The sequence below is a fragment of the Pelatocladus sp. genome, assembly GCF_059505505.1.
Window position 1 is genome coordinate 1 of sequence record NZ_JCACKS010000005.1, and the last position, 23068, is coordinate 23068.

Consider the following 23068-nt stretch of genomic DNA (forward strand, 5'->3'; position numbering starts at 1 on the left):
GGAAATTACGTAAGTAATAATTTTGATTTTTTAAAATTAAGATGCGCTTGCCCTAGAACGCGGGGTCACGGATTTGGGCGAGCTTAAGTGCTTTTAAGTATAAATACGATCCTAAATGCCATTTGCTTGCTGATGCAAGTTAATCATGCGATCGCATAAACGCTTGAGCAGCCAAAAGTCATGACTGATAACTAAAATACCTATCTCAGTTTTACGAGCGTAATCGATAACAGCTTTCCAAATCAAAGCTTGAGTATTAGCATCTAGCATTGCCGTCATCTCGTCAGCGATTAAGTAACGAGTAAGCCTTCCTAACGAGCGAGCAACAGCTATGCGCTGGAGTTCGCCTCCGCTTAACTCATGAGGCCAGCGATTCAGCCAGTTTTGATTGATATTTAAAGCTTGGAGTAATTCCCCAGAAGGCATTTGCCCTTCTTTTAAAATTTTGCTAATCCGCCAACGAGGATTCATAGCCAACTCAGGATTCTGGAAAATCATTTGCACCGGACAATAACCCCGCATTGGTAAAGGCTGATTATCTATAATGACAGAGCCTTCCATCGTTAGGAGATACCCAGCCAGGATTTTACCCAGAGTTGTTTTTCCCAAACCGCTAGTTCCACTCAAACCCACGATTTCGCCAGGATTTATTTCTATGTTAAAATCCCGCAGTATCCAAGGTTGGTTTTGCCTGTAGCGGAAAGATAAATTTTCGCCTCTAAGCATGAATACACCTCACTAAACCATTGCAGACTTCTCGTAAGGGTGGACGATGAGTTAAACAATCTGTAGTAGCTATTGGACATCGTTCGGCAAACAAGCAACCAAGGGGAAGGGAATCAGGATTTGGTTGTGTACCCGATACAGGAATAAATTCATTCTGCGGCAAAGAACGCCAGAGTGCTTGAGTATAAGGATGACGTAATGCTTTTCCTCCATGAGTAAAATCAGTTTTAGCAGCTATCTCCACAGTTGTACCTGCGTAAAAAACAGCGACTTTATCTGCTATTTGTAATGCGGCTTCTAGTTCATGGGTAATTAACAATACACCCTTACCCTCATCGGCAAGTTCCCGGAGGTGATTGAGAGTTTCCACTACCACCTCTGGATGCAACCCCGGAGTTGGTTCATCAGCAATGACTAAATTAGCTTGCCCAATCACAGCCATTGCTACTAAAATTCGCCTAGCCATCCCACCTGAAAGTTGAAACGGAAACAGATGCTTGACTGAGGAAGCAAGTTTATAACGTGCTAAAACTTGGTCAATAATTTGTTGAGATGCATTTGTCGATAATCCCCTCAGACGTGCAATCCGATTTAGTTGCTTACCCACACTCATTAAGGGATCAAGATAACTAACAGATTGCGGAATTAGTACTATCTCTTTTCCCCGCAATTCGATTTGACGCTTATAAGTAAGATGCTCATTGTTGTAAGTTATCTTACCTGTTACCTGGGCATTTTTGGGTAGAATACCGAGAATTGCGTGTGCTAAAAGGCTTTTACCAGAGCCACTAGAACCAACAACAGCCACAACTTCACCAGCATTAACCTTCAGATCCAAATCAGCGATCGCAGTAGTCTGTTTTTGACTTAAACCCTGGTCATACATTGTAAAGGTGACACTCAGATTTTGTACACAAAGCATTCTGAACGCTCCTTGTAGTGTTATTCTTGGCTTGTTTTCGGGTCAAGTAGCGATCGCAAACTAGCACCCAAAATATCAAACAGCTTCACAGCCATTAGCAAAGCGACTCCTGGTAAAACTCCCAACCACCAGTAACCAGCCGACAGATAACGCATAGCCTCACTTAAAATCACGCCAATTGCTGGCATTTCCGGTGGTAAACCCAACCCCAGAAAGGTCAGACCGGCTTCATGTAAAATCACATGGGGAAATAGCAATACTAGTCCCACCATGAACTGAGGTATCAAATGAGGCAACAGATGATGACGAGCAATCCACAGGGAAGAATGTCCTAGTTTGTAGGAAAGCTGTACATAGTCTGAGTTTTTAATTTGCAGTACCTCAGCCCGTAAAAGTCGAGCCAAACCCATCCAGTGGGTGACACTGACGGAAATCAACAAGCCTGGAACCCCGCCACCAAGTGCAAAGGCAATCAGGATAATTAGCACAATATGAGGTAAACTTAGGAACACATCAATCAGCCATGTGATTACTGCGTCAACTTTACTATCAGGATTTTGCCAATTTCCTTGGGCAACTGAACTATGGTAAAGATTGTATAGGATAAGTGGATCGTAAGTGCCTAGTACGTAGAGAACTACATCGCTATGCAATCGGCGTTCAATCTCTTTCCAACTTCTGCCTTCTACATTGACTTGAATGCCAATTGGTTTAAGCATTTGCGCCACAGCTAATGCTAGTCCTTGGCGCTGGCTATCTTTAGCAGGGTAGAGAATGCTAAATTCGGCTTTTAATCCTTTTTTTTCTAAAATGCCGTCCCCGTTCTTATCCAGCCAGCCATCTACGGCAAGAATCTGTTTAGCTTTGTTAGCATCGGCATCTTGGATTTTAGCTTTAGCTTCTTCCCAAGGCATACCACTGACTGGAGTATAGGCAGGAGAACCATAGCCTTCAAGAATAGCATCAACCAAAACCTGTCGATTGATAGCATAGTTAATGGCTTGACGAATTGCCGGATCTGCGGTTACGTCATTGCCAATGGGGTATCCTTGAGATGTTTTCTTGCCTGTATTAGGGATATAAGGAAGCATCAATCCTGCATGACCATCGCTTCTGTGGGCGTATAAATTCATGCCAGGTATCTGCTGAATAGCAAGCGATGGGGGTATACGCGCCACATCAACTCTACCCGCCTTCGCAGCAGCCAAGCTTGCATCTTCGAGAGTTAAAAGAATTACCAACCGTTTAATATTTGGTGGCGTTCCGTAGTAGTAAGGGTTGGCTTCAGCAATAATCTGTTCGCCAGGATTCCATTGCACTAAGCGATAGGGGCCAGAACCAATCGGATTGCGGAAGTAGTTTTTGTTATGGGCGTGTTTTGGTACAATTCCCAAGCTGGCTATTTGATTTATAAAGGTAATCCGAGGCTGTTTGAGGTGTAATTCAACTTCGTAATTTCCTGTGACAACTGCTTTGTCTAACACAGACAAATCTACCAAGCCGCCACTTTCTTTAGTTTGGTTGAATGTATAGGCAACATCTTCGGCTGTGAGGGGTTGACCATCCGAGAAACGGACATCTTGACGGATTTTGAATTTCCAGATTTTGCGATCGCTACTAATGGTGTAGTTTTGGGCAAGGTCATTTACCAGTTCTAGATTTTCGTTACGGCGCAGTAGTGTACTTTGAAAAAGTGGAGGGCCGTAATAATTCCAACCCATAGTTGGGTCGAACCCCTTGTCGTCAAAATCCTCCCATGAAAAAGCCAGCACTATCTCATCTTTGGATTCACTGCTAACTTTAGTAGCTGGTGGATGTGAAGAAACTTGGCTACAAGCAGCCAATATCTGCACCAGTAATAGATTCGACAACCAGTGCCACCACTTGATTTCGCAGATTTTCAATCTAGAAATACTTAAATTCACTTTAATTATTCTCACATTTTGAATAAAAATTGTTGAATTAATTTGGAAAAATATATCTAATTTTTTATAAAAAATAAAACTTTAACAAACAATTTAATTAATTGATTTTGCAGTAGCTAAGATTTGGGAAATGATTTTGACAGAAAGTCCAGAATTTTCGATTTTTCTAAACTTTTTACCCCATGCTTCTACTTGCTGCTGCCATGAAGAATTACTTTCTATTGTTTCAATGAAATTAGTTATTTTCTGGACTGTTACATCTTGAATATCACCCACCAATCCTAATCCATGATATTGAATCCTTCTAGCATTTTCCGGTTGATCAGCACAAATGGGAAATACGTAAGGATTCAGGTCGAAGATTGTGGAATCAAAGACGGAGCAAATTGAGAAGGATGAACTTGAGCCTGGAGAGCTTGCTCAAAAAAATGAATCACAGACCGACCTTGGCGACGACAAGTTTGAACTACAGTTAACAAATTGGCAGTATCTTGAAAACGTTGCATAGACCGAGAGCCGCCACTAACTTTACGCTTGGTAACAGCCAAGCGCAGAGAACGTTCTGCCAAATTATTGTCAGGAGGAACTTGCGGGTGGTCAAGAAAGTACCACCACTGTTCGGCTTTATCTCGCAAAGACCGCAGCAGTTTCTTGGCACTACCACCAGCTAACTCAAACCATTGATGAAGAGTGGATCGCAGCGTGGATTTGAATTGAGTTGCCCAATCGTTGTAACTGGCATCGTCGCCTCCTTGTTGCCATTGACGATAATTTTGGAACACCTCATCAATTAAGTTGATAAACGTCTCACCAATGGCTTTGTTGTGAAGACCTGGTAGTTGAATCAGTTTTTTGAAGTGGCGACGCAAATGCGCCAAGCATTTTTGTTGAGCCGCAACATCGTAGCCATTGTAGACACTAAAATCATCGCTACTGATCACACCACGATATTTACTGCCCAAGATAGCTTCTAACTCGGCACGGGAGCGAGTATCACCAGCATGGAATAAACAGAATTGGGGATTGGTAATCACCCACAACCATTCTTTGATACCTTTGACTGCCCAAGGGGTTTCGTCGATATGAATGTTTGGCTGTCCAAGTTTTACCCATTCTTGTAATTGGTTCACACTCTTGGTGATTGCTGTTTCTACCCGCTCATTCGTAGCCACGAGTGTACCGACTCCAATTTCGATTTGTCCGAGTTCCCACAACATTTCTTGCTGCTTTTCATAGGGCAGATGACCGTAATTTCCCATCCATACTAAAAATGATTGCAGGGATACTCCTAAGTCTTGCCCTGGTATCATCTCTACTGGCCAGTTTGCAGTCTCTGTTGCCCCACAATGTTGACATTGACAGGTTTGTCTTTGATACTCGACGATTTCAATCGGACGTTCTAAGTAGTTAAGCAAAATTATTTATATATCTCGTTTGCCTCTTTGGTTTGGCAAATCAAGGATACAGAATAAAAAATGTCTAATTAATTTTGCATAGGTACTTACAAGCTGTGCTACCAGCTGTGTTTCCACTCGCACTGGGGAGTCCATAAATTTGGTGCGCCCACAGCATGAACATTGGTCTGGTCGCAATATTTCATATCTATCTACTCGACCAAATCCCTTTCGGGTTTTTCCTGTATGTCCTGGCTGCCCCCCTGGGCGGCGTAATGGTTTTTCTTCTACTGCTGGTTTTTCTTCTTTCTGCGTTTCCGGCTTTTTGAGTAGGTCGCTTGATGGTGGTTTTGATGAGGTTTTGCTATCTAAGTTTCTACTGAGGAGTAATTTCTCTATTTCTTGTTTTAGTTCTGCGATTGCTTTGTGTAATTGTTCGATAACGATCGCCTGCCTGATGATGATTTCTACCAGTTCTTCCTTCGGCAACTGGTTTAGTCTTTCTCTGTCTTGTTCTGGTGGCAGGTTTTTGTTCATGGAAGCGATACTCTATCTAATTGTCCCTTTTGTCAATACCCCTCTACCTGAATCCTTACGGAAATACTATCATTGGTGTTCCTGAAAATATGCATTCTTTAATAGTATGTATTCCTCCAGCTATAATTGCTAAACAAGCTCGTTCCAGAAGTGCTAATTGTGGTGCTTTGTTAACTATGATGACATCATCAGGAATAAAAGTAAAATCTTGAACACAAAGATAATCGCTCACCGAAACCACTAATTGATATTTAGGTTTTTTGGAGATAGCATCAATGACGCTTTGCATAAATTGTTTGGCTTTAGCTACAGTTAAAGTTTCTACAGCTCCTACCGTAGTTCCTAAAGCACAATAAATTAGAGCTTTATTTTGCTTGATTTTTGACCAATTAAAATCAGGTTGTTGTCTTTCTAAATCTATAGAAGCTTCTGCATAATAACATCCTGGTCTTACAGTTTCCGGAAAATCTAATTCTCCAGGGCATAAAAATAAATGTGGTAATTTTAAAGGAATCACCTGTTGAAAATCTAGCAATTCCAGAGGGACTTTACTCTTGATAGCAATTTTCTTGATAATATTTTTAATATTTATATCGATACCAATTAACCAACTGAATGCTAATTTAAATTGTTGTATCCAGAACTGAGGAGAAAATTTTATTTGTCGATTGGAATTAAGTGGTGGTAGCGCCGTAAACATATCCGTTAAATAAATGCTTGTAATTTGGCATTCATAAGCTATTAAAGCCAGTAAAGTTGAGAACAAAGGGGAGGATGTACTAATCAAAAGTAAATCGGGATGAGTCTGTTTGAGCAAAGTATGTACTTCGCGGTTCTCTCCTGTTAGGAAAGAATTAATCATAGACTTAAAATACTTGATATATTTAATTTGCTCTAAGATCAGCTTAAGCCCACTAGTTTTAAGATGATTATCATCGACTTTTCGCATAAAACCTTTTGGGAACCATCTTTCGAGAATAGGTAGAAAAGTAAAACCATGATTTTGAGCATTTTCTTCAGAATCTGGTATCCCCAAATAAAGCACTTCATGACCAAGAGATTTTAGAGTTTTCGCCAATTTCAAAGTGCCATAAAATTCGCCTTGCAATCGCCAAATACAAAATACAATTTTTGTCATGACTAAAACTCCACTGCAAATGTACCTAATACCGTCAATGGTGCTGCGGGGAGAAGACTAAAACCATCTACTTCGTAATATTTAACGTCAAAGAGATTCTTGATATTTAGACCAACTCTATAATTACTCCGACGATAAAAAACAGATGCGTCAGTTCTTAGATATGAGGGAACTGTGAATGTATTGGGTAAAGATACCTCACGTTCTGCTGCATATACTAACCCCAAGCCAAAACCTAAACCTTGCAAATTACCATTTTGAATTTCATAAGTAGACCACAAACTAGCGCTGTGTTCCGGTACACCTGCTGGTCGGTTTCCGATGGGAATCTCATTGTCTTCTGTAACAGCAGTATCTATATAGGCATAGCTAGTAATTACCTTCCAACCTGGTAATATTTCCCCAGTAATATCTAGTTCAATACCACGGCTTCTTTGTTCGCCGGTTTGGATGCTGAAATTTCTATCAACTGGATCTGGTGTTAAAACATTCTGACGAGTAATTTGATACAATGCCAAAGTTGCTGACACCCGACTATCAAAAAAATCTTGCTTAATTCCTACTTCAAACTGTTCGCCAATTTCTGGTTTGAATTGTTCATTTGTCCGGCTTCTACTAAAGATTTGGGGAACGAAAGCATTAGTCCAATTGAAATAAACAGATGTAGACTGACTTGGCTGATAAACTATTCCTACTCGTGGCGAAAATCTGCTGTCTGTTTGCTCATTTACTACTGTATTAGTTGGACGGTCTTTAAAGAAAGAGTCAACCACATCAAAACGACCGCCTGCCAAAATTTTGAGATTAGGCAAAATTTCTATTAAATCTTGGACATAAATGCCAATATTGTCTCCACCTTGCTCACCAGCAAAACTGAGAGTAAATTCTCCTGGTCTTGCACCATACACTGGGTTAAAAATATCAATAGGAGCTAAAGGAGCTTCAAAAACATCATAGCCATATTTAAATCGAGCTAATTCTACGCCAAATAAAACATTGTGACGTAAAGAACCTGTATTAAATTTTCCCGAAATTTCAGTTTGCGAGGAGTAATTTTCTGTTTTCTGCGCTCCTACAGAAGATGTTCTATCTAGTGTACGACCATCATCTTGTAAAGATATTGAATATATCCGAGCATTACCAACTTCAGTATTATTAATAGTTGCATTTAACCCCTGTCTAAATTTCCAATTTTCACTAAATTGATGTTCAAAATTACCAGTAATTGAAGCAACATTTCCGGTAGTGGGATCGAGATTGGGTTCGCCAATAAACCTGTTAACTGGCAGTTGTAAAGATACGGGATCTAAAGGTAAACCTTTGTCAAAAATATAACTATAGTCGAGATATTCAAATTCAGTGGTGAAAGTTGTACGTGGACTCAGTTGCAAAGTCAAAACGGGAGCAATGAAAAAGTTTTCCCTAGAGACAAAATCACGATAGCTGTTACTATTTTCATAAGCGACATTTAAGCGGTATAAAGCCGAGCGATCGCTTAACAATGGCCCAGTGATATCAATAGTTGGACGGTAAAAATCGAAACTCCCGATGGTCAACTGACCTTGGTAAAAGGGACTGTCAAGCGGCTTTTTCGTCACTGTGTTAACTAGCCCACTCAAGGAAAAAGAGCTACCACCACCATAAAGAACTGATGACGGGCCTTTGAGAATTTCTACTCGCTCAACATTAGCAATATCACGCTGATTTCCCTGATCCCGGAAACCGTTGCGGAGGTTTTCATACCCTGCAAACAAACCACGAATATTGTAGCCTGATGCAGTACCAAAGCCAAATATCCGTTGTACACCACTAACGTTATCTCATATCTTGCACCTATCCGTATAAACCCAGATAAACTAAAAATATACCCCATAAAGCTACCTTATTTTTATTGGCTTTTATCGCTAAATCAAGGATTTTAGCTTAATACTGAGTAATTAAAACACATCAAATTTTATTGGTGCAAGATGTAAGTTATCTGTGAATTCGTCTAAACGTGTGACTTGTCTATCCTCTAATACCTGCCGAGGAACAACTTGAATGGATTGGGGAATGTCGCGTAAAGATGCATCAATCTTTGTAGAACTGGGAGCATTTTGTACACTGTATTCACCTTCCTGTTCACCTGTTACCACCAGTTCAATGGGTTGATCGTCCTGAGCAGATGGTTGTTCTGGTGGTGTTTCACTACTAGGTTTATCTTGCTGTGTTGGTGGAGTTTCACTCTCAGGCTTAACCGTGTCTGGTATTTTTGGTGGCTGCTGTTGAGGTGTGGAGGATGTAGCTGGTATAATACCGAAAACCAAACCTTCATTGCTGTCAAACAGTTCAACTTTTGGTATGCTTGCTTCACCTATGACTGTTACTCGGATAGTATTGGCATCTAGGTTCCTTATCGTTACTTCTGTAATTCCGGTAGCTGGTTTTTCTTGGCGAAAGGAGTCGCCTGTTGCTAGCCGCAGTTGAGTGTTAGAAATATCTGCGATAAAGTTATTCCCCTCACTTTTGGTTGTAGTTTGCAGCTTGTCAGAAGCAGGAGTTTCTAAAATGATTTCTAAACCATTAGTTGTTGAAGAAAGGCGCACCCCTGTTACTTGTATGACTTCACTCTGTTGTTGATCCTGTGCTAGCCAGTCTTTAACACTGGTGTAGGGAATCTGAATATCACTGAGTTGCAGAATCTTTGTGCTGGAAATACCCTCTTTAGTCAACTTTTCCTCTCCCTGTGCTTTTACAGGCTGAGTTCCTAGCAGACAAATAGCTCCTAAAATTCCTAAATAAACCAACTTTCTTTGTTTCAAAATTTTCCTCCACACCACATTGCACACTACAACAACAAAAAGGTATTACTTGCGTTTTCAACACAAATAACTCCAATTTCTGCTGATGCAGTATGGAAAAGCAGTAAACCAATCTGACTTTGCTGAGTTTAAAAACCCAGCTAAAGTTTGCTTGTCAAACTACTTAAGGTTTATTCACCAAAAAATTTGTTGAAGTACTGCCGAAGAAGTATAACGATAATCATTATTACAATACCAAGGTGGGAAAAAAAGTCAAGCTCCTCGATTTACATATATCAAGGTTCAATAAGGGTAAGACGTAGGCTCATTTAACTTTCTCGGTTCTTCAATTGATAAGCTAATGAGCAAAAGTATATCTATCTATAATCTTCGGATCATGCGTGAAGCAGCGATCCATGTCAAAAGACTGTCCGTCAAACTTGCCCATACTTCAAATAAAATAATTTTTAAATTTTTGATTTTGTTGAAAAAATATATTAAATATTTACGAAATTTAAGAATAAGAATAATTAACTCAGGCTGATGTTTATTAATCGTCTGAGTTACATAAATACATATAAAATATAAGTATAAAAGTGAAGCAAGTAATAACAATAATTTATTGAAGGACCATTTTTGCGTACAGGCGACTTGGGATTTTTGTATGAAGGCGAACTCTTTATTACTGGTCGTCTGAAGGATTTGATAATTATCCGGGGGCGCAACCATTATCCGCAAGACACTCCGAAGCAAGAAATACGGATACCACCACTGCTTGCTCCACCACCGACACGCCACCAGAAGAACTCCATCGCCTGCAAGCAACGCAAAGGAACAGCAGGGAAAAGGTAGGGAAATTTAACGCAATCAGTGTTTTCAACCCTACCACATCCCTACCAAATCCCTTGTGTAAGATATACGTCTAAAGCGATACGACAAAAAATCACTATTGATATATTCCCTTGGCTGTTGCTGCTTGATAACTTGGAACCAACGCCAACAGAAAAAATTGACCTGAGTATAAATGGGCAGACTAAATAAAGATGCTTATCCCGAAGTTACCCTGACACTCGACTTTGGGGGAAGCGGGACAAAGGGAATTGTACAAATTAAAGGCGGCAAGCCAACAGTTTTTTGGATGGAGCCTGCTGTGATCGAGGCTCCTCATGCTTCCCTCACAGATAAAACCCGCAACTTGGGCAACGCCTATCCAGAGAATACCGCTTGGGTGGGAGTAGGTGAAGATTATCGGGCAGTGGGATATTTGGCACGAAGTACCTACAGCGCCATACCAAGGCTAAAACCGCGAAAATACGAATTAGCAGTGTATAAAACGCTGGCGGCTGTGTGGGTAATCAAGCAGAAATTTAAGTTGCCTGACTCCTTCTATTTATCTCTGGCACTGCTATTACCACCAGGAGAATTTGAAGATTCAGCGTTACTAAAACCGATGTTAAAGGATGCTCTAGCTGAATTTGACACACCGACAGGTATTGCGATCGCTAACTTGGTTGGTTACGAGTGTCTTCCAGAGGGCGGCGGTATCTATGCGATGTACTGCAAAAATACGGGTGAGGCAATCAAGCGTAAAGTCCTTGCCTTGGTAATGGTGGGATATCGCAACGCCTCGGTTTTGATATCCCGACGCGGCATTTTAGACAGGGGCAAAACAGCTAACCTGGGCATGGCGAGAATGGTTGATTTGGTGATAGAGCGCACATCAGGATTAGAGAGTGAGCAGCTAATTAGAGCGATGATTGCTGCTGGTGACGATCCAAAACCCCAGCACTTTCACAACCTTTCCAGTGGAAGCGACATTCGCTCTGGCGAGATCGAGAAAATTATCTCTGCGGTGTGTGACTCCAGGACAGAGTACGTCATTGCCCTTACCAACTGGCTCAAAGAATCACTACCGCCCAAAAACGAATTAGACGAAGCGATTATCTGTGGTGGTACGGCTGACTACTTGCGCCAAGAACTAGATACCGTGTTTCCAGCAACTCCAATTATCTGGCACGGTGGCGTAGAGATTCCGCCGACTCTGAACGAGCAGTTTTTGGGAAACCGCCTAGCTGATGTGTGGGCATTATCTGTATACCACGGAGCCAAGGTGAGGATGAGTGCCAGATTGCAGGGAACGGAGGCGATCGCATCACATGGGTGAGAGAAAAAAAGATTTTGTTTGGCGCTACCAACCAAATCTGAGTTCGGACAAAGCAAAGATGCTGACTTATATTCAGAACCAAGATTTGCACCCATCCCAAGACAAGACAGCGATGATCATGGCTGCCCTTACAGCCTACTACATGCCCCTGGCACTGCATAGTCAGGGTAGTTGCTCTCGTGAAAGTTTGGAATTGATACTTTTAGATTCAGCTACTGCTTTTGTCAATCAACTCAAATATGCCTGTACAGCACTGAATGTAGATCCAGCGCGTGTGGGCAACGTGTTGTGCAGTGCCTTTCAAATACCACTATTTTTCCAAAGCGCTCAAGCCGAGTCAAGTAATGCCGATAGCGCACTGGAATTGGACAATTTAAATGATTTTGACCTCAATACATGGAATTTGGCAGGAATTACCACAGATAGCGAAACTTTTAATTAGGAGATGCGCCTAAATATGGCAAGGATACATTTAATCGATGGTGAAAAAGGTGGCGTTGGCAAGTCGCTGTTTACTCGCGTCATGGTGCAGTATGCAATTGACAAAAAATTGGAACACGCTTTGGTTGATGCAGATATGACCAACCAAGATGTCAAGCGCTTCTACGACTATGCTGTTGATGCAGAGTTTAGCGAAGCTGTTAATAAGGGAGACAGGGCTGACATAATTTTTGAATTAGCAAGGAATAAACCCGTTATTGTTAATCTTCCTGCCAATGTATTTCCCCTAGTAAATAACTGGATTAAAAAGGGACGATTGCTAGAAGTTGCTGACAAATATGGCGTAGATATTTGTAAGTGGTTTGTCTGCGATGGGGGTTTTGAATCCATCGACTTGTTTTATCAATCAATGAATTTACACAAAGATAAAATGCTCCACGTCTTCGTGAGAAATCTTGGTAAAACAGATGATTGGAGTTTTTTAGAGAATGATGCTACTTATCAAGATTTGCAGAAAAAGTACAAAAATATACTGCAAATAGCTGACTTTCCTTTGTTATATCCGGGAGACAGGTACTTTATCGACTCGAAAAAATTCCGGTTTGATGCTCCCGATATTGAGGAAACCATGCCCATAATGTCACAACAGCGACTGTCTACTTTTTTAGAAGACTCCCACTGTGCGATCGAGAATACTCAGCTGTGGGCAAAAGACCAGCAACCGAAAAAGAAAGATGCTGTCAAACTCCAAGCTGGTGTTGGGGGATAGCGCCATGTCCTACGAATTTCACACCTTGTATTCTACAGGTACCGCTTTTAACTGCGATGTCACAAAAAGTGGTGAAGATAAATACATGGGACGGCTGTACATCCTTGCTACAGAAGACCCAGAACTACTGAAATTAGGAATTGAGAAAGAGTGGTTCCTCGCTCATGAATCAGGAGATTTCTTTATCTGTGGTCATATTAATATTGAGGGACAATGGAGTTTGTCATCCTACAAAAGTTTAGAACCCAGTTTGGCATACACCACCCAAAGTGAAATTTTTGACTGTGTATTTAGCCCAGAATATGTGAGTGCAATTTTGCAGTTGCGTCATGACCAAGCTTTAAATTTGTCTGAGTCTGTTGTATTCAAAAGTGAAAGTTTTGGTGATGACAATAACTTTTCAGATGGAAGTCAACCTGTGAAAATTGACACAAGTTTATTGCACGACTTTAGTACAAGTATTCCTAACTTGAATGTATTGAGGGATTTGCTATTGCGTTCTTCCTTAGAGGAATTACAAGAAGCTAACCTACAACAAAACGAAACTACATCTTTTGAGGAAGTGGAATCAGCTATCCCTATCATGCCTTTAGAAGTTTTAATTTCTGTTGGAGAGGAAACAACAAACTTAGAAAAAACCGAGGTATTGGAAATTCAAGAAGCCCTAATTGACAGAATTATTGACGAATATTCAGAAGACATAAGCGAGTTTATCCTACCACCTTTTGGGAAGGTAACAATTCACGTTGAAGAGGATTATTTTGTTTTGTGTTCTTCTGAAGACGGACACACTATTCTTGCTGCAACTTTGGACGGTTCTGTATTAGATGAATTGAAAGATACCGACGCGCTCAAATTTAATGATATTTTGCACTCAAAGGAAGTAGAGGTGTCTAGATACTTTGAAAATTCCCTTGAAAAACAAATTGAGACAATTGTGACTGTAGAAACTCACAACGCCGCAGTTGAACAGCAAAAAGGAATTGATTATGGTGCGTAGTTTGCGGCAAGCCAAAAATGAAAGCTTTCTTTATCGCATACTTGAAGGTAAAGACGCTGATTTTCAAAGGCGGGTGCTGGCGATCGCAGTTGAACATGGACTTTCGACAAATGACCCTTTATTTTTGGTTATGCTGGCAACCGGGCAACTTCAGGTTTTACTGGAGGATAAGCCGTCGGAGTTAGAACGCCTATTCCAACGTTGGTCTGAGGCAATTCACGACCACTTGGAGGTGGCGAAGCGCACCGCAACCGTTGGTCAAGAAGTGGAAATCCGCAGGATGATAGACCGACTGATTGCCCATTGCGAATCGAAAGAGCGAAGTCGTTTAAGGGTAATGCTACCAGCTATGGGGTTGCTAGTAGCGGCAATTGGGTTTGGCATCTTGGCAGGATTGTCTGTTCCGGTGTGGTTGGCTGGTGGGTACACGCCAGGAAAACCAAGGTTGCTGACAGTTGCTGAGGCAGAAACTTTACAGTGGGCAAAAAGTCCTCAAGGCAAGCTGGCGCGGAATATTGTTACCTGGAACTCAGAGAGTCTGATTAACCTTCATTGCACCAAAATTTCTGGTCAGCGATCGCTAGTGGCTAGGGAACGGGGTCAGGGTATGGTATCTGAATATTGTTTGTTGCGAGTGAAGACTCCTTAGTTTATGTAGCTTATTGCAAATTACGCAGTGACACCCCCATCACATACAAGTAATCTTTGAGAGTGAGACGCGATCACTAAAAGCTTTTCAACTTAAATGCAATAACACAAGTAAGTTGAAATACTTAGCCATTAGAATCACTTTTACTACGAATATTTTTTATTTTTTGAGAGTTTTTCTGGGGAAAACAGAGTTCAAAATACATGCGATCGCAAACTGATGAGAGCAAAAATTATCGCGGACTTGCGGACTTGTTTGCTGTAGGTCTGAAGATAGTAATATTCGGAGAGAGCCGCTATACAATCGAGCAAAGGGTCAATCGATTAAGCAACAAATTTTTTAAGTATTCTTACGAAATTAGGCTTGAAGGTTTTGAATATCTTCATATATTTGAAGTATTAACCGATACTAGCCTGCACTTATGAATGAACAGCGTCAAGAAGCCTATTTCATCCTGATTCAAAGCCTGCTAAATTGCCTCAGTGGTGAGGAAGCACAGATTTTGTCAGCAAATTACGATTTAATTGATGTTGGCTTATTGCAAGCTATGGACACTGTAGCAGCGGTGTTTTCGCAAAGAAAAAGTGAAAAAGCGGCGGCTAGGGCAAATCGGTTGATAAATTTGAGTAACCAAATAGCAGAAGTTCTAAAAATTCCCCAATCACCTGAAACACAAGGGGAAACAGAGAAATTAGATGCATATGTCGAATTTTTACAACAGGTACTACAAGCAACCGCAGACAGTAAGGGTGACGTGCAGGTAGTTTACTCCTTGCTTACAAATAATATAGATAAACTCGACGAGGTGTTGGCAGAAAAATTGCGCCAGTGGAGAAATGGAATTACAGAAGTTGGAACAGATGAGGAAAAATATCTACTAGCAATATCTATTTGTGTGTTTAGCGATCTAATAAGCTTTGGGATGTTCTTACAGGGAAATGTTTGGGAACTTTACAAGGGCATACCAATTGGATACGGTCAGTAGCTTTTAGTCCAGATGGTCAGATACTCGCTAGCACCAGTCAAGATCAAACAGTAAGAATTTGGGATTTTCACACAGGACAATGCCTCAAAACTTTGCAAGGGTATACTAATCGAGTTTGGTCGGTTGCTTTTAGCCCAGATGGTAAATCTGTTGCTGGTGGTTACGATGACTACACGGTAAAAATTTGGGATATTAATACAGAGAAAGTTGTACACGTTTTACAGGGACACACCAATCGGGTGCAATCAATTACCTTTAGTCAGAATGACTGTATTCTTGCTAGTAGTGGAGATGATGAAACAATATGTCTCTGGAATATATACAATGGTCTATCCTTTAAAAGTATTAAGGGTCACATAAATTTAGTAAATTTAGTTACTTTTAGCCCAGATAATCAAACTCTGGCTAGTGCAAGTGATGACCATACAATTAAGCTTTGGGATGTTAACAAATGTGAATGCCTCAAAACTTTTTTGGGTCACAATAGTCGGGTACACTCAGTTAGCTTTAGCTCCGATGGTTGCGTTTTTGCTAGCAGCAGCGAAGATCAAACTATAAAACTTTGGGATATACATACAGGTCAATGCGTGAAAACTTTACAAGGACATACCAGTCGGGTTTGGACAGTCGTTTTTAGTCCGGACGATCAAATACTTGCAAGTTGTAGCGATGACCACACAGTGAAACTATGGAATGTTAATACAGGAAAATGCTTAAAAACTTTACAAGGACATACCGATTGGGTGTTCGCAATTGCTTTCAGTCCAGATGGTAAAACTTTGGCTAGTGCAGGGCTAGATACCACAATAAGACTATGGGATGTTGATACGTGTGAATGTTTAAAAGTTTTTTTAGGGCATACCTCCTTAATTTGGTCAGTTGCCTTTAGTCCTAGTAGACAAACTCTTGGTAGTAGTAGCCATGATGAAACAATCAAAATTTGGGATATTGAAACTGGTGAGTGTTTAAAAACTCTGAGAAGCGATCGCCCTTATGAAAACATGAATATCACAGGTGTTAAAGGCTTAACAGATGCCGAAATTGCTACCCTCAAAGCATTAGGTGCAGTGGAAGATGGGGAAATGTAAAATTAAAAATACCAGACAACCAAAACTTCCCGCACATGGAAATAACAAAAATATCAAACTCTGGACAAGTAATTATTCCCGAACAATTACGAAAATCTCATGGCTGGGAAGCTGGTCAGGAGTTGATTGTAATTGATACAGGTGATGGAATTCTTCTGAAGCCTAAAAAACCTTTTGCAGAAACCACATTAAATGAAGTTGCAGGTTGCTTAAAATATCAAGGCACACCAAAATCCTTAGATGATATGGATGATGCTATCCGTCAAGGTGTAGAGGAATCATGGCATGGTGGCAGTTGATACTAACATAATTGTGCGTCTATTAACTCAAGATGACGAAGCTCAGTATCAAAAAAGTCTAGAAATTTTCCAGACACAAACGATTTTTATCCCAGATACTGTGATTTTAGAAACTGAATGGGTGCTAGCGATCGCCCTTATGAAAACATGAATATCACAGGTGTTAAAGGCTTAACAGATGTCGAAATCGCCACCCTTAAACCATTAGGCGCAGTAGAAGAAGGGAAATTGTGCGTCAATTAACTCAAGCTGATGAATTACAATATAAAGTTGCTAATCTGAATTTTTATCAGGTAAAAAACCTTTATATTTATCCAGATAAGCTTGTAAATTAGCTTCTATTTTACCAATTTTATCTGATTTTCCAGTCACTCCAGTCCATATATTGCTGAAATTTGATGATGCAGTTTTAACGCCATTTACTGCAAGAATACCATTGACTAAATCATCTGCCATCATCGGAATCATAAGTTCCATATTCTTTTTGTAAACATACTTCCATATTTCCATTAGTTTGTCTCTGGCATCTTCATTGATATAAATTTCTTTCTCTTTCGTTATCAACACCATTGCAACATGTCCTCTATTCTCCGTCACGACAAATACAAATTCTTCTTTGTCTTTCTTCAAACCTTTATACCAATAATCAATATGTTCTTTTAATTCATATTCAAATAGCGAATGTTCCATTTTCCCATTTTTCAGCAATGCTTGACGTAGTAGCTTTTCTATCTTGCTCTTCATGGTTTTATAATGTTTATATGTTGATTTACAAGTTTAGTAAACGAATCATCTCAGCCTAAATACCAATAGAAGCTTATTTTAACAAAAAGCTATATTTGTCATTTGTAATGCTAGTTTGTAATTAAAAGTAAATTGAATTGAATCATTTCTTAATAGCTACCGCTACAATAGTGATGGTGTCTATAGCATTGCTAAAATCGAACGAGGTATAAAACAGTAGCGTTTTAATCACTGTTTGTCAAGCCATGAAATTTTTGCTGATTTATTTGTGTTGCTGGGCTATTCCAATATTGTTGCAGTTCAGGAGTTAATTTGTTGATAGATGCTTTCTGATTTTTAGTAGCCTGATAAATAATTTCTTGATTATCATCAAGAATTGATAAAGTTTCTCTTTGAGTATGATAAATTGCAACGTATTTGGAGGCAACGGGAGCAGTTTGTAGCACAGCTTCTTGGTTAGCAGAATTAGCTTGAATGGCAGCGAAACTAGCATTAATTAAATTTTGTTCCAATCTTGAGCGCTTGACTTCAACTGCCGCTACATCTTTAGGTAAGGAAGGAGCAGCTGTTTCGTTTAACTTCTGATTTTGTGTTTCTTGGGAAATGCTCAAGTTAGCAGCCACTAACACATCCCGATGAAGTTGCATCTTGGTTTGGATCTGAGAAATTAGCTCTTGCATCTCGTCCAAAGGAATTGCTATAAACTTCGTTCTCTGTCCGTTTTCTAACTGGTCATATTCTAAGGGGAAAGTCAGAGTATCACTGATTCTGGTTGCTGTTTTTTGTTGACATCGCTCGGTAGGGACGGTAACGCAGAAGTACAATTCTTCAGTATTTTCTTTGTGAGTAACTCCTATAAAGCTTTCTACGCCAAACTTTTTATCAATTTCCTCGGAGAGTGCTTTGAAGGATTCTGCATTTTTACCCTTCTGTTGCATCAAGGTTTCATAGTATTCGCTACCCATTAGCACCGCCCCTAATGATGCTTCATCGTCATGCAGTAGACCTTCATTATTTTTCTGTTTGCACTTATCTTTGAGGAGCGATTTTAGTTCGTCTAAATAACTCAGTTTCTGATTTATAACTAACGGTTGTTCCTTCGTCCAGACTTCAGCATATCGAATTGTTTCTGGATCTACTTTGATGTTGGCAATTGTGGCTGGTGCTGATTTTAGAGTTGCTTGAAATTGAAATCCTTGGACTGCTCTACCTTTTCCACTTAACTTTGCAGTTAAAAGGCTGAAGGATTCTTTATCAATTACTCCCAAAGGTTTGCCATTGATTTCAGCAATAGGTGTAATATATTTACCACTGCCAGACACGTTAATTGTTACTATACCTTCTTCCCCATTCCACTCATGGTTAGAAAAAGCGTACTTTTTCAACTGACCCACTTTTAACTGATTACCTTGGGTACTGGTGATCGTAACTGAGGCGCTTGGTGGGGAGATAATTTCTGCTTCAAAATAAGTACCAATGGGTAGTTGGGCTGATTCGCTACGGAACACTCCCAGCTTTTTACCTTCAACAACTAACCAGCGTTTGTTCTGAGTTGGATTGGCAGGATCGGCAGCTTGTTCAATGTTACACCGCACTTTCTCACCCACCCACTTACGCCCCAAATGCTCGTTACTGGGTTTATGGGTTCCCACCACTGCAAATTCAGTAAACTGTAATTTGTGCGATCGCTCTACTAATTCCAAACCAAACATGGCGAAGACGGCTGATGTTTTCTTAAAGCCATGTTCTCTATCATTCGCAGTTGAAATCTGCCACACCGCAGCTGCAAATGTTTCTTTTTGGGAGTCAGGGATACTTTCTCTAGTGGTGTTTGCATATTCTCTGACTTGTTTAAAAGCGGCTCGGACGTGACTTTGCATCAGTCCTGGCAATACTTCTGGGGTTAGATTACTGAGTTCTTTATATTGCTTAATTTGTGTTTGATGTTCTTTAGCGCTTTCTGAGGAAATATACCCCAAACACTTACGGACAGGTTTACCATTTTGCTTAATTTCAGAATTACCATTTTCATCAAGGACAGGAGCAAGTGCTATCCACTTGTTTTTGGCTTGATTTGATGGGTTATTGTTTTCAACAATCATGATGTCAAATTTTTTATTGTCAAAAGCGTTGGGATGTTTAAATTCAGCCAAGCCAACAATTTCTAACTTATTACCATTCACACTAGTTGCTATGATTCTGAGTCCAGGTGCTTCTTTAACTTCCTGACTGATTTCTATTGCCCGATTCATTAATGTGTCATAGGTTTTCTTTATCTGGGCTGCTCTATCTTTTTGCGTAGAGGTGAATTCCACTCCCTGAAAAAAATCCTGAAATTGCTGTGTTGAACGAGCGACTAATGCATTTTCTGCAAATGCCTCGTTGGTCATTCTAGCCATCATGTCGATAGCACCATGACCTTTAATTTTCATTGGTCTAGTAGCATATACTTCATCTACTTTCCTTTCTTCTACCCAAAAGGCAATGTCAAAGCTTTTAATGATAAAGTTACAGGCATTGACAATTTCCGGATCAGAACGATTAGCACTTTTTCCCCTATCAACTTCTATTTGTAGTTGTCCTCCCAAAACACCAACTACATTGTGATAAAACTGCCGAGATTTTTCTAGAAATTTATCTACATCATCTTCTGATAGTAAAGGTAAGTTTCTTTTGTTTCGGCTGTAATTATATTCTGCAAGTGTATTATATTGGCTAATATCAGTTTTATTTTCAATTTCTGACTGACAAAGTTTTGCTAATTCTACAATTTCTTTTCTAATATCATCTGGATAATTAATTACTTTCTTTTGGTCATTTTCTACTGCAAGCATTATCACCGCAGCACAGGAGATATCCCTGATCAAAGACCAAGCTTCTGTGGATGGAATTGATACACATTCATTCTCAAGAGCAATACCTTTCATGCATAAATTCGCTACCTGACCAATTTTGTTTTCCATTGCATTTAAGGCTATTTGCTCAAAGGAACCAACGTATGCTTTTTTGTTGGGTTTAATAATTTTGGTATAGCGATTAGGAGCTAATTGTTTTTCCTTAATCTCTGCTGCTGTGTGAGGGAACTCCGAGGCAAGGGCAATTGCCATGCGATCGCCATCACAGTCACTGAGCGAATGCTTTAGCCCTTTTGGTGACATCTTGATAGTGCCAATGTCAAGAGGCTCGCTTGGTAAATGGCGGTTGATGTAAACATCTATAGTGTTAGAGTTGGCGGTGGGGCCGCGATAAACAATGACTTCTGCACCATCAGGGAAATTGGGGTAACAAACTTCATTTGGAGCTAAATCATGGCAAGTTTGTGCCATCGCCGAGTCAAATTTGATAAACCTACCTGTTGCACAATCCATGTACTGTTCGCGCCAATATTGTTGAAGTTTATCTATAATTTTGGGATGTTCTAATAATTGATAATGTCCCTGTAAATCTGATTTGAGGATACGATATATTACATCTTGGTCGCTGTTTTCAAATGCACTGTCAAGCAGTTTTTCTAATTCTCCTAAATTCAGATTTTCAAAATCAATAAATTCTTCTGATTCTGTTTCGATTTTTATCTGATATTTATATCGGTTATCCATAGAATTAATATAATCTTGAGCAATTTTTCTGGGGTCATTCGCTATATCCTTCAATTCTTCCAACCGTCGTTGTAATCGCGGTAATACATCCCCTTCTACACCCTGTGGAAACAAATTCCAAAATTGAGCGCCTGTTGAAGTGATTCCGTAATAAGCATCAGTTTTGTTACCAATACCCATTGTCATTAAATATTCACCAGATTTCAGAAGAGAGGAAGCCCTAATTTTCCCATTTACCCGCTCCTCTGCCCCTCTTCTTCCCTTGAGTTGGTCGGTAGAAATAATTAAGTCATATCCATTTCCTACTTTACTTAAATCGCGGGGTGCAAATGTTCCTTTTCCTATTTGCCAAGTATTTATAGTTGCGCTTTTGGCATCAAGTCCAATACGTCGTTCTTTTATACCAAAACGAGTTTGAAAAGCAGTTGCATCGTTGTTTCCTAACGATGCATGTAATGCTGCATCTATTTTTCCATCGCCGTCACCGACTAATTTTATTGCCTTATCATTTGGCATGACTCCACCATTTTCTCCCGTATTGGCATCTACAACCAAGACACGCAAATTCTTACGTTCCGAGAAACTTTTGCAAGGTGTGAACATATTTGAGCCATAAGCTGCACCAAAATGGGGAGCATCAAATATTTGCTCTCGCAACGGCTCATCCATAAAATAAAAGCGATCATCAGCTGCAAATTGAAGCGACAGCCCTTCAGATACAAATTTCTTTAAGTCGTCTTCTTTTGTCAGCCCAGCATACACTGTACCTAGTTTAAATGTGGCATTAGGAGCGAAATATTCTGCCAAACAATGTTCTATTTTTTCCGTAATTGGCTTGCCATCGATGATAATTGGTTTACCCGTTTTCGTGCAAAAATTTTCTAGGGTAATTGCCATAGTCAAAATGTTTTCAGTCTAATTTTTCATCCTTTCAATTTAGTTTGCTGTAACTTTCGCAGTAATAGTTCTTTAGACTTGAATATAACTATCGCTTTAGTGAGAAAAATTAATCTACTTTTACTGATATAGCAATCCGATTTGATTAATGAATTTACTCGTGGAGGCAGGCAATAGGCAATAGGCAATAGGCAATAGGGAAAGAAAGAAAAAAAGGAAGCTAGATGTGTACTGAGTTTTGTAAGCGCAGAGCGCAGGCTACGCCAACAAAAATCAAATAGGAATCCTATAGTTGTTTATGATTGACAATGTTGAATAGCAGGCAATAATTTATGAACGAACCACAGCCGAAACCTATAGTGCTACGTCCTTCTGTCTCGTCTAGCGATAATTTGGGAGATTTACTTGCAGAGGGTGCAATTGATATTGATGATTTGTCCGCGCAAGCCATTCGCGATGAAGAAATCCAAGAAAGCAGACGTAAAGCAACTGAAGCAACGGCTTATTTGGATGACCCAGATTGGGAACCGCCTTACGTAATTGAAGGCTCGGATTTTTAGCGAATTTTGCTTTCTTTTAATGCTTCTTGAAAACTATCAATGGCAGCTTCTAAATTATCGGCTTGTTCTCCACCAATGTGGTTACTGTAAGTTATACCCAGGTTATTTTGCCTTCTTGCCCATTCATAAGGAAAGCGATCGCGTTTTTGGGTTTCGAGGAGAGTGTGATACTCTGTAGGAGTAATGGTATTAAAATAGGTTATCACCAGTTTACGACTGTCAAACTTGTGACTTTTGTTAATTCCTGATCGGCAGTCACTAAAGTAGCTCCAACTTGAAGTGCAGTAGAAGCAAAAATCGCATCTGGGAGCTTTACCCGATATTGCAACCGAATTTGAATAATCTGTTCGATTAATAAATTATTACGTAACTGCCCAGGTAGGAAAGTCAGAGATATTCCCATGAGGGAAGAAAGATGGTAGTGTTCAAAGATGAGTCCAGAAGAAAAAGA

General features: G+C 40.0%; 20 protein-coding genes and 3 pseudogenes. 10 read left to right on the top strand and 13 right to left on the bottom strand.

The features are described from left to right. Nucleotides 1-111: 111 nt before the first annotated feature. The 9 genes and pseudogenes from AC5JMK_RS00310 to AC5JMK_RS00350 form a co-directional block, all read right to left on the bottom strand. Nucleotides 112-726, bottom strand: a complete 615-nt coding sequence (locus AC5JMK_RS00310; RefSeq protein WP_495909124.1) for an ABC transporter ATP-binding protein — start codon at nt 724-726, stop codon at nt 112-114. Continuing rightward, nucleotides 719-1648 carry an ABC transporter ATP-binding protein gene (locus AC5JMK_RS00315; RefSeq protein ID WP_495909125.1) on the bottom strand — a complete coding sequence of 310 codons (930 nt, stop codon included), beginning with the start codon at nt 1646-1648 and terminating at the stop codon, nt 719-721. The genes AC5JMK_RS00310 and AC5JMK_RS00315 overlap by 8 nt, the downstream gene beginning before the upstream one ends. Before the next feature lie 20 nt (nt 1649-1668). Then, nucleotides 1669-3519 (bottom strand): ABC transporter substrate-binding protein, encoded by a 1851-nt coding sequence (locus AC5JMK_RS00320; protein WP_495909126.1) that lies wholly within the window; start codon nt 3517-3519, stop codon nt 1669-1671. A gap of 147 nt (nt 3520-3666) precedes the next feature. After that, a complete protein-coding gene (locus tag AC5JMK_RS00325; RefSeq protein WP_495909127.1) occupies nt 3667-3849 on the bottom strand; it encodes a hypothetical protein in 183 nt (60 codons plus the stop codon). Between the two features lie 74 nt (nt 3850-3923). Beyond that, a pseudogene (tnpC, locus tag AC5JMK_RS00330) lies at nt 3924-4973 on the bottom strand (IS66 family transposase); the annotation flags it as partial. A gap of 102 nt (nt 4974-5075) precedes the next feature. Beyond that, nucleotides 5076-5504, bottom strand: a pseudogene (locus tag AC5JMK_RS00335) (DUF6444 domain-containing protein); the annotation flags it as partial. Nucleotides 5505-5559: 55 nt separating this feature from the next. After that, nucleotides 5560-6642, bottom strand: coding sequence for a glycosyltransferase (locus AC5JMK_RS00340; protein WP_495909128.1), 1083 nt, complete (start codon nt 6640-6642; stop codon nt 5560-5562). A gap of 2 nt (nt 6643-6644) precedes the next feature. Further along, nucleotides 6645-8447, bottom strand: a pseudogene (locus AC5JMK_RS00345) (TonB-dependent siderophore receptor); the annotation flags it as partial. Nucleotides 8448-8579: 132 nt separating this feature from the next. Next, nucleotides 8580-9443 (bottom strand): AMIN domain-containing protein, encoded by an 864-nt coding sequence (locus AC5JMK_RS00350; protein ID WP_495909129.1) that lies wholly within the window; start codon nt 9441-9443, stop codon nt 8580-8582. 615 nt (nt 9444-10058) lie between these two features. Here AC5JMK_RS00350 and AC5JMK_RS00355 point away from each other — a divergent pair. The 9 genes from AC5JMK_RS00355 (at nt 10059) to AC5JMK_RS00395 (ending at nt 16968) form a co-directional block, all read left to right on the top strand. Then, nucleotides 10059-10274, top strand: a complete 216-nt coding sequence (locus AC5JMK_RS00355) for a hypothetical protein (RefSeq protein ID WP_495909130.1) — start codon at nt 10059-10061, stop codon at nt 10272-10274. A gap of 172 nt (nt 10275-10446) precedes the next feature. Beyond that, nucleotides 10447-11586, top strand: coding sequence for a ParM/StbA family protein (locus AC5JMK_RS00360; RefSeq protein ID WP_495909131.1), 1140 nt, complete (start codon nt 10447-10449; stop codon nt 11584-11586). Next, nucleotides 11543-12028: a hypothetical protein gene (locus AC5JMK_RS00365; protein ID WP_495909132.1), complete on the top strand. Its 486-nt coding sequence runs from the start codon at nt 11543-11545 to the stop codon at nt 12026-12028. Before AC5JMK_RS00360 ends, AC5JMK_RS00365 begins: the two co-directional genes overlap by 44 nt. Before the next feature lie 15 nt (nt 12029-12043). Further along, nucleotides 12044-12796, top strand: coding sequence for a P-loop NTPase family protein (locus AC5JMK_RS00370; RefSeq protein ID WP_495909133.1), 753 nt, complete (start codon nt 12044-12046; stop codon nt 12794-12796). A gap of 4 nt (nt 12797-12800) precedes the next feature. Continuing rightward, complete coding sequence (locus AC5JMK_RS00375) at nt 12801-13796, top strand: hypothetical protein (protein ID WP_495909134.1); 996 nt, start codon at nt 12801-12803, stop codon at nt 13794-13796. Beyond that, on the top strand, nt 13786-14445 hold the full coding sequence (locus tag AC5JMK_RS00380; RefSeq protein WP_495909135.1) for a DUF6753 family protein: 660 nt from the start codon (nt 13786-13788) through the stop codon (nt 14443-14445). The genes AC5JMK_RS00375 and AC5JMK_RS00380 overlap by 11 nt, the downstream gene beginning before the upstream one ends. Before the next feature lie 942 nt (nt 14446-15387). Beyond that, on the top strand, nt 15388-16518 hold the full coding sequence (locus AC5JMK_RS00385; RefSeq protein WP_495909136.1) for a WD40 repeat domain-containing protein: 1131 nt from the start codon (nt 15388-15390) through the stop codon (nt 16516-16518). A gap of 35 nt (nt 16519-16553) precedes the next feature. Next, nucleotides 16554-16817: an AbrB/MazE/SpoVT family DNA-binding domain-containing protein gene (locus AC5JMK_RS00390; RefSeq protein WP_495909137.1), complete on the top strand. Its 264-nt coding sequence runs from the start codon at nt 16554-16556 to the stop codon at nt 16815-16817. Further along, the gene (locus AC5JMK_RS00395; protein ID WP_495909138.1) at nt 16804-16968 is read left to right on the top strand and encodes a PIN domain-containing protein; all 165 of its coding nucleotides are present in this window, start codon (nt 16804-16806) and stop codon (nt 16966-16968) included. Before AC5JMK_RS00390 ends, AC5JMK_RS00395 begins: the two co-directional genes overlap by 14 nt. A 122-nt stretch (nt 16969-17090) precedes the next feature. On the opposite strand, the gene AC5JMK_RS00400 is transcribed toward AC5JMK_RS00395, so the two are convergent. Further along, nucleotides 17091-17561 (bottom strand): hypothetical protein, encoded by a 471-nt coding sequence (locus AC5JMK_RS00400; RefSeq protein ID WP_495909139.1) that lies wholly within the window; start codon nt 17559-17561, stop codon nt 17091-17093. A gap of 224 nt (nt 17562-17785) precedes the next feature. Then, complete coding sequence (locus tag AC5JMK_RS00405) at nt 17786-22057, bottom strand: hypothetical protein (protein WP_495909140.1); 4272 nt, start codon at nt 22055-22057, stop codon at nt 17786-17788. A gap of 332 nt (nt 22058-22389) precedes the next feature. On the opposite strand from AC5JMK_RS00405, the gene AC5JMK_RS00410 reads away from it, so the two are divergent. Then, nucleotides 22390-22617, top strand: coding sequence for a hypothetical protein (locus tag AC5JMK_RS00410; protein WP_495909141.1), 228 nt, complete (start codon nt 22390-22392; stop codon nt 22615-22617). On the opposite strand, the gene AC5JMK_RS00415 is transcribed toward AC5JMK_RS00410, so the two are convergent. Continuing rightward, nucleotides 22614-22823, bottom strand: coding sequence for a hypothetical protein (locus tag AC5JMK_RS00415; RefSeq protein ID WP_495909142.1), 210 nt, complete (start codon nt 22821-22823; stop codon nt 22614-22616). The two genes, AC5JMK_RS00410 and AC5JMK_RS00415, sit on opposite strands and share 4 nt — an antisense overlap. Beyond that, nucleotides 22820-23068: PIN domain-containing protein (locus AC5JMK_RS00420; RefSeq protein ID WP_495909143.1), on the bottom strand; the 249-nt coding region annotated here is incomplete at its 5' end. The genes AC5JMK_RS00420 and AC5JMK_RS00415, both read right to left, overlap by 4 nt.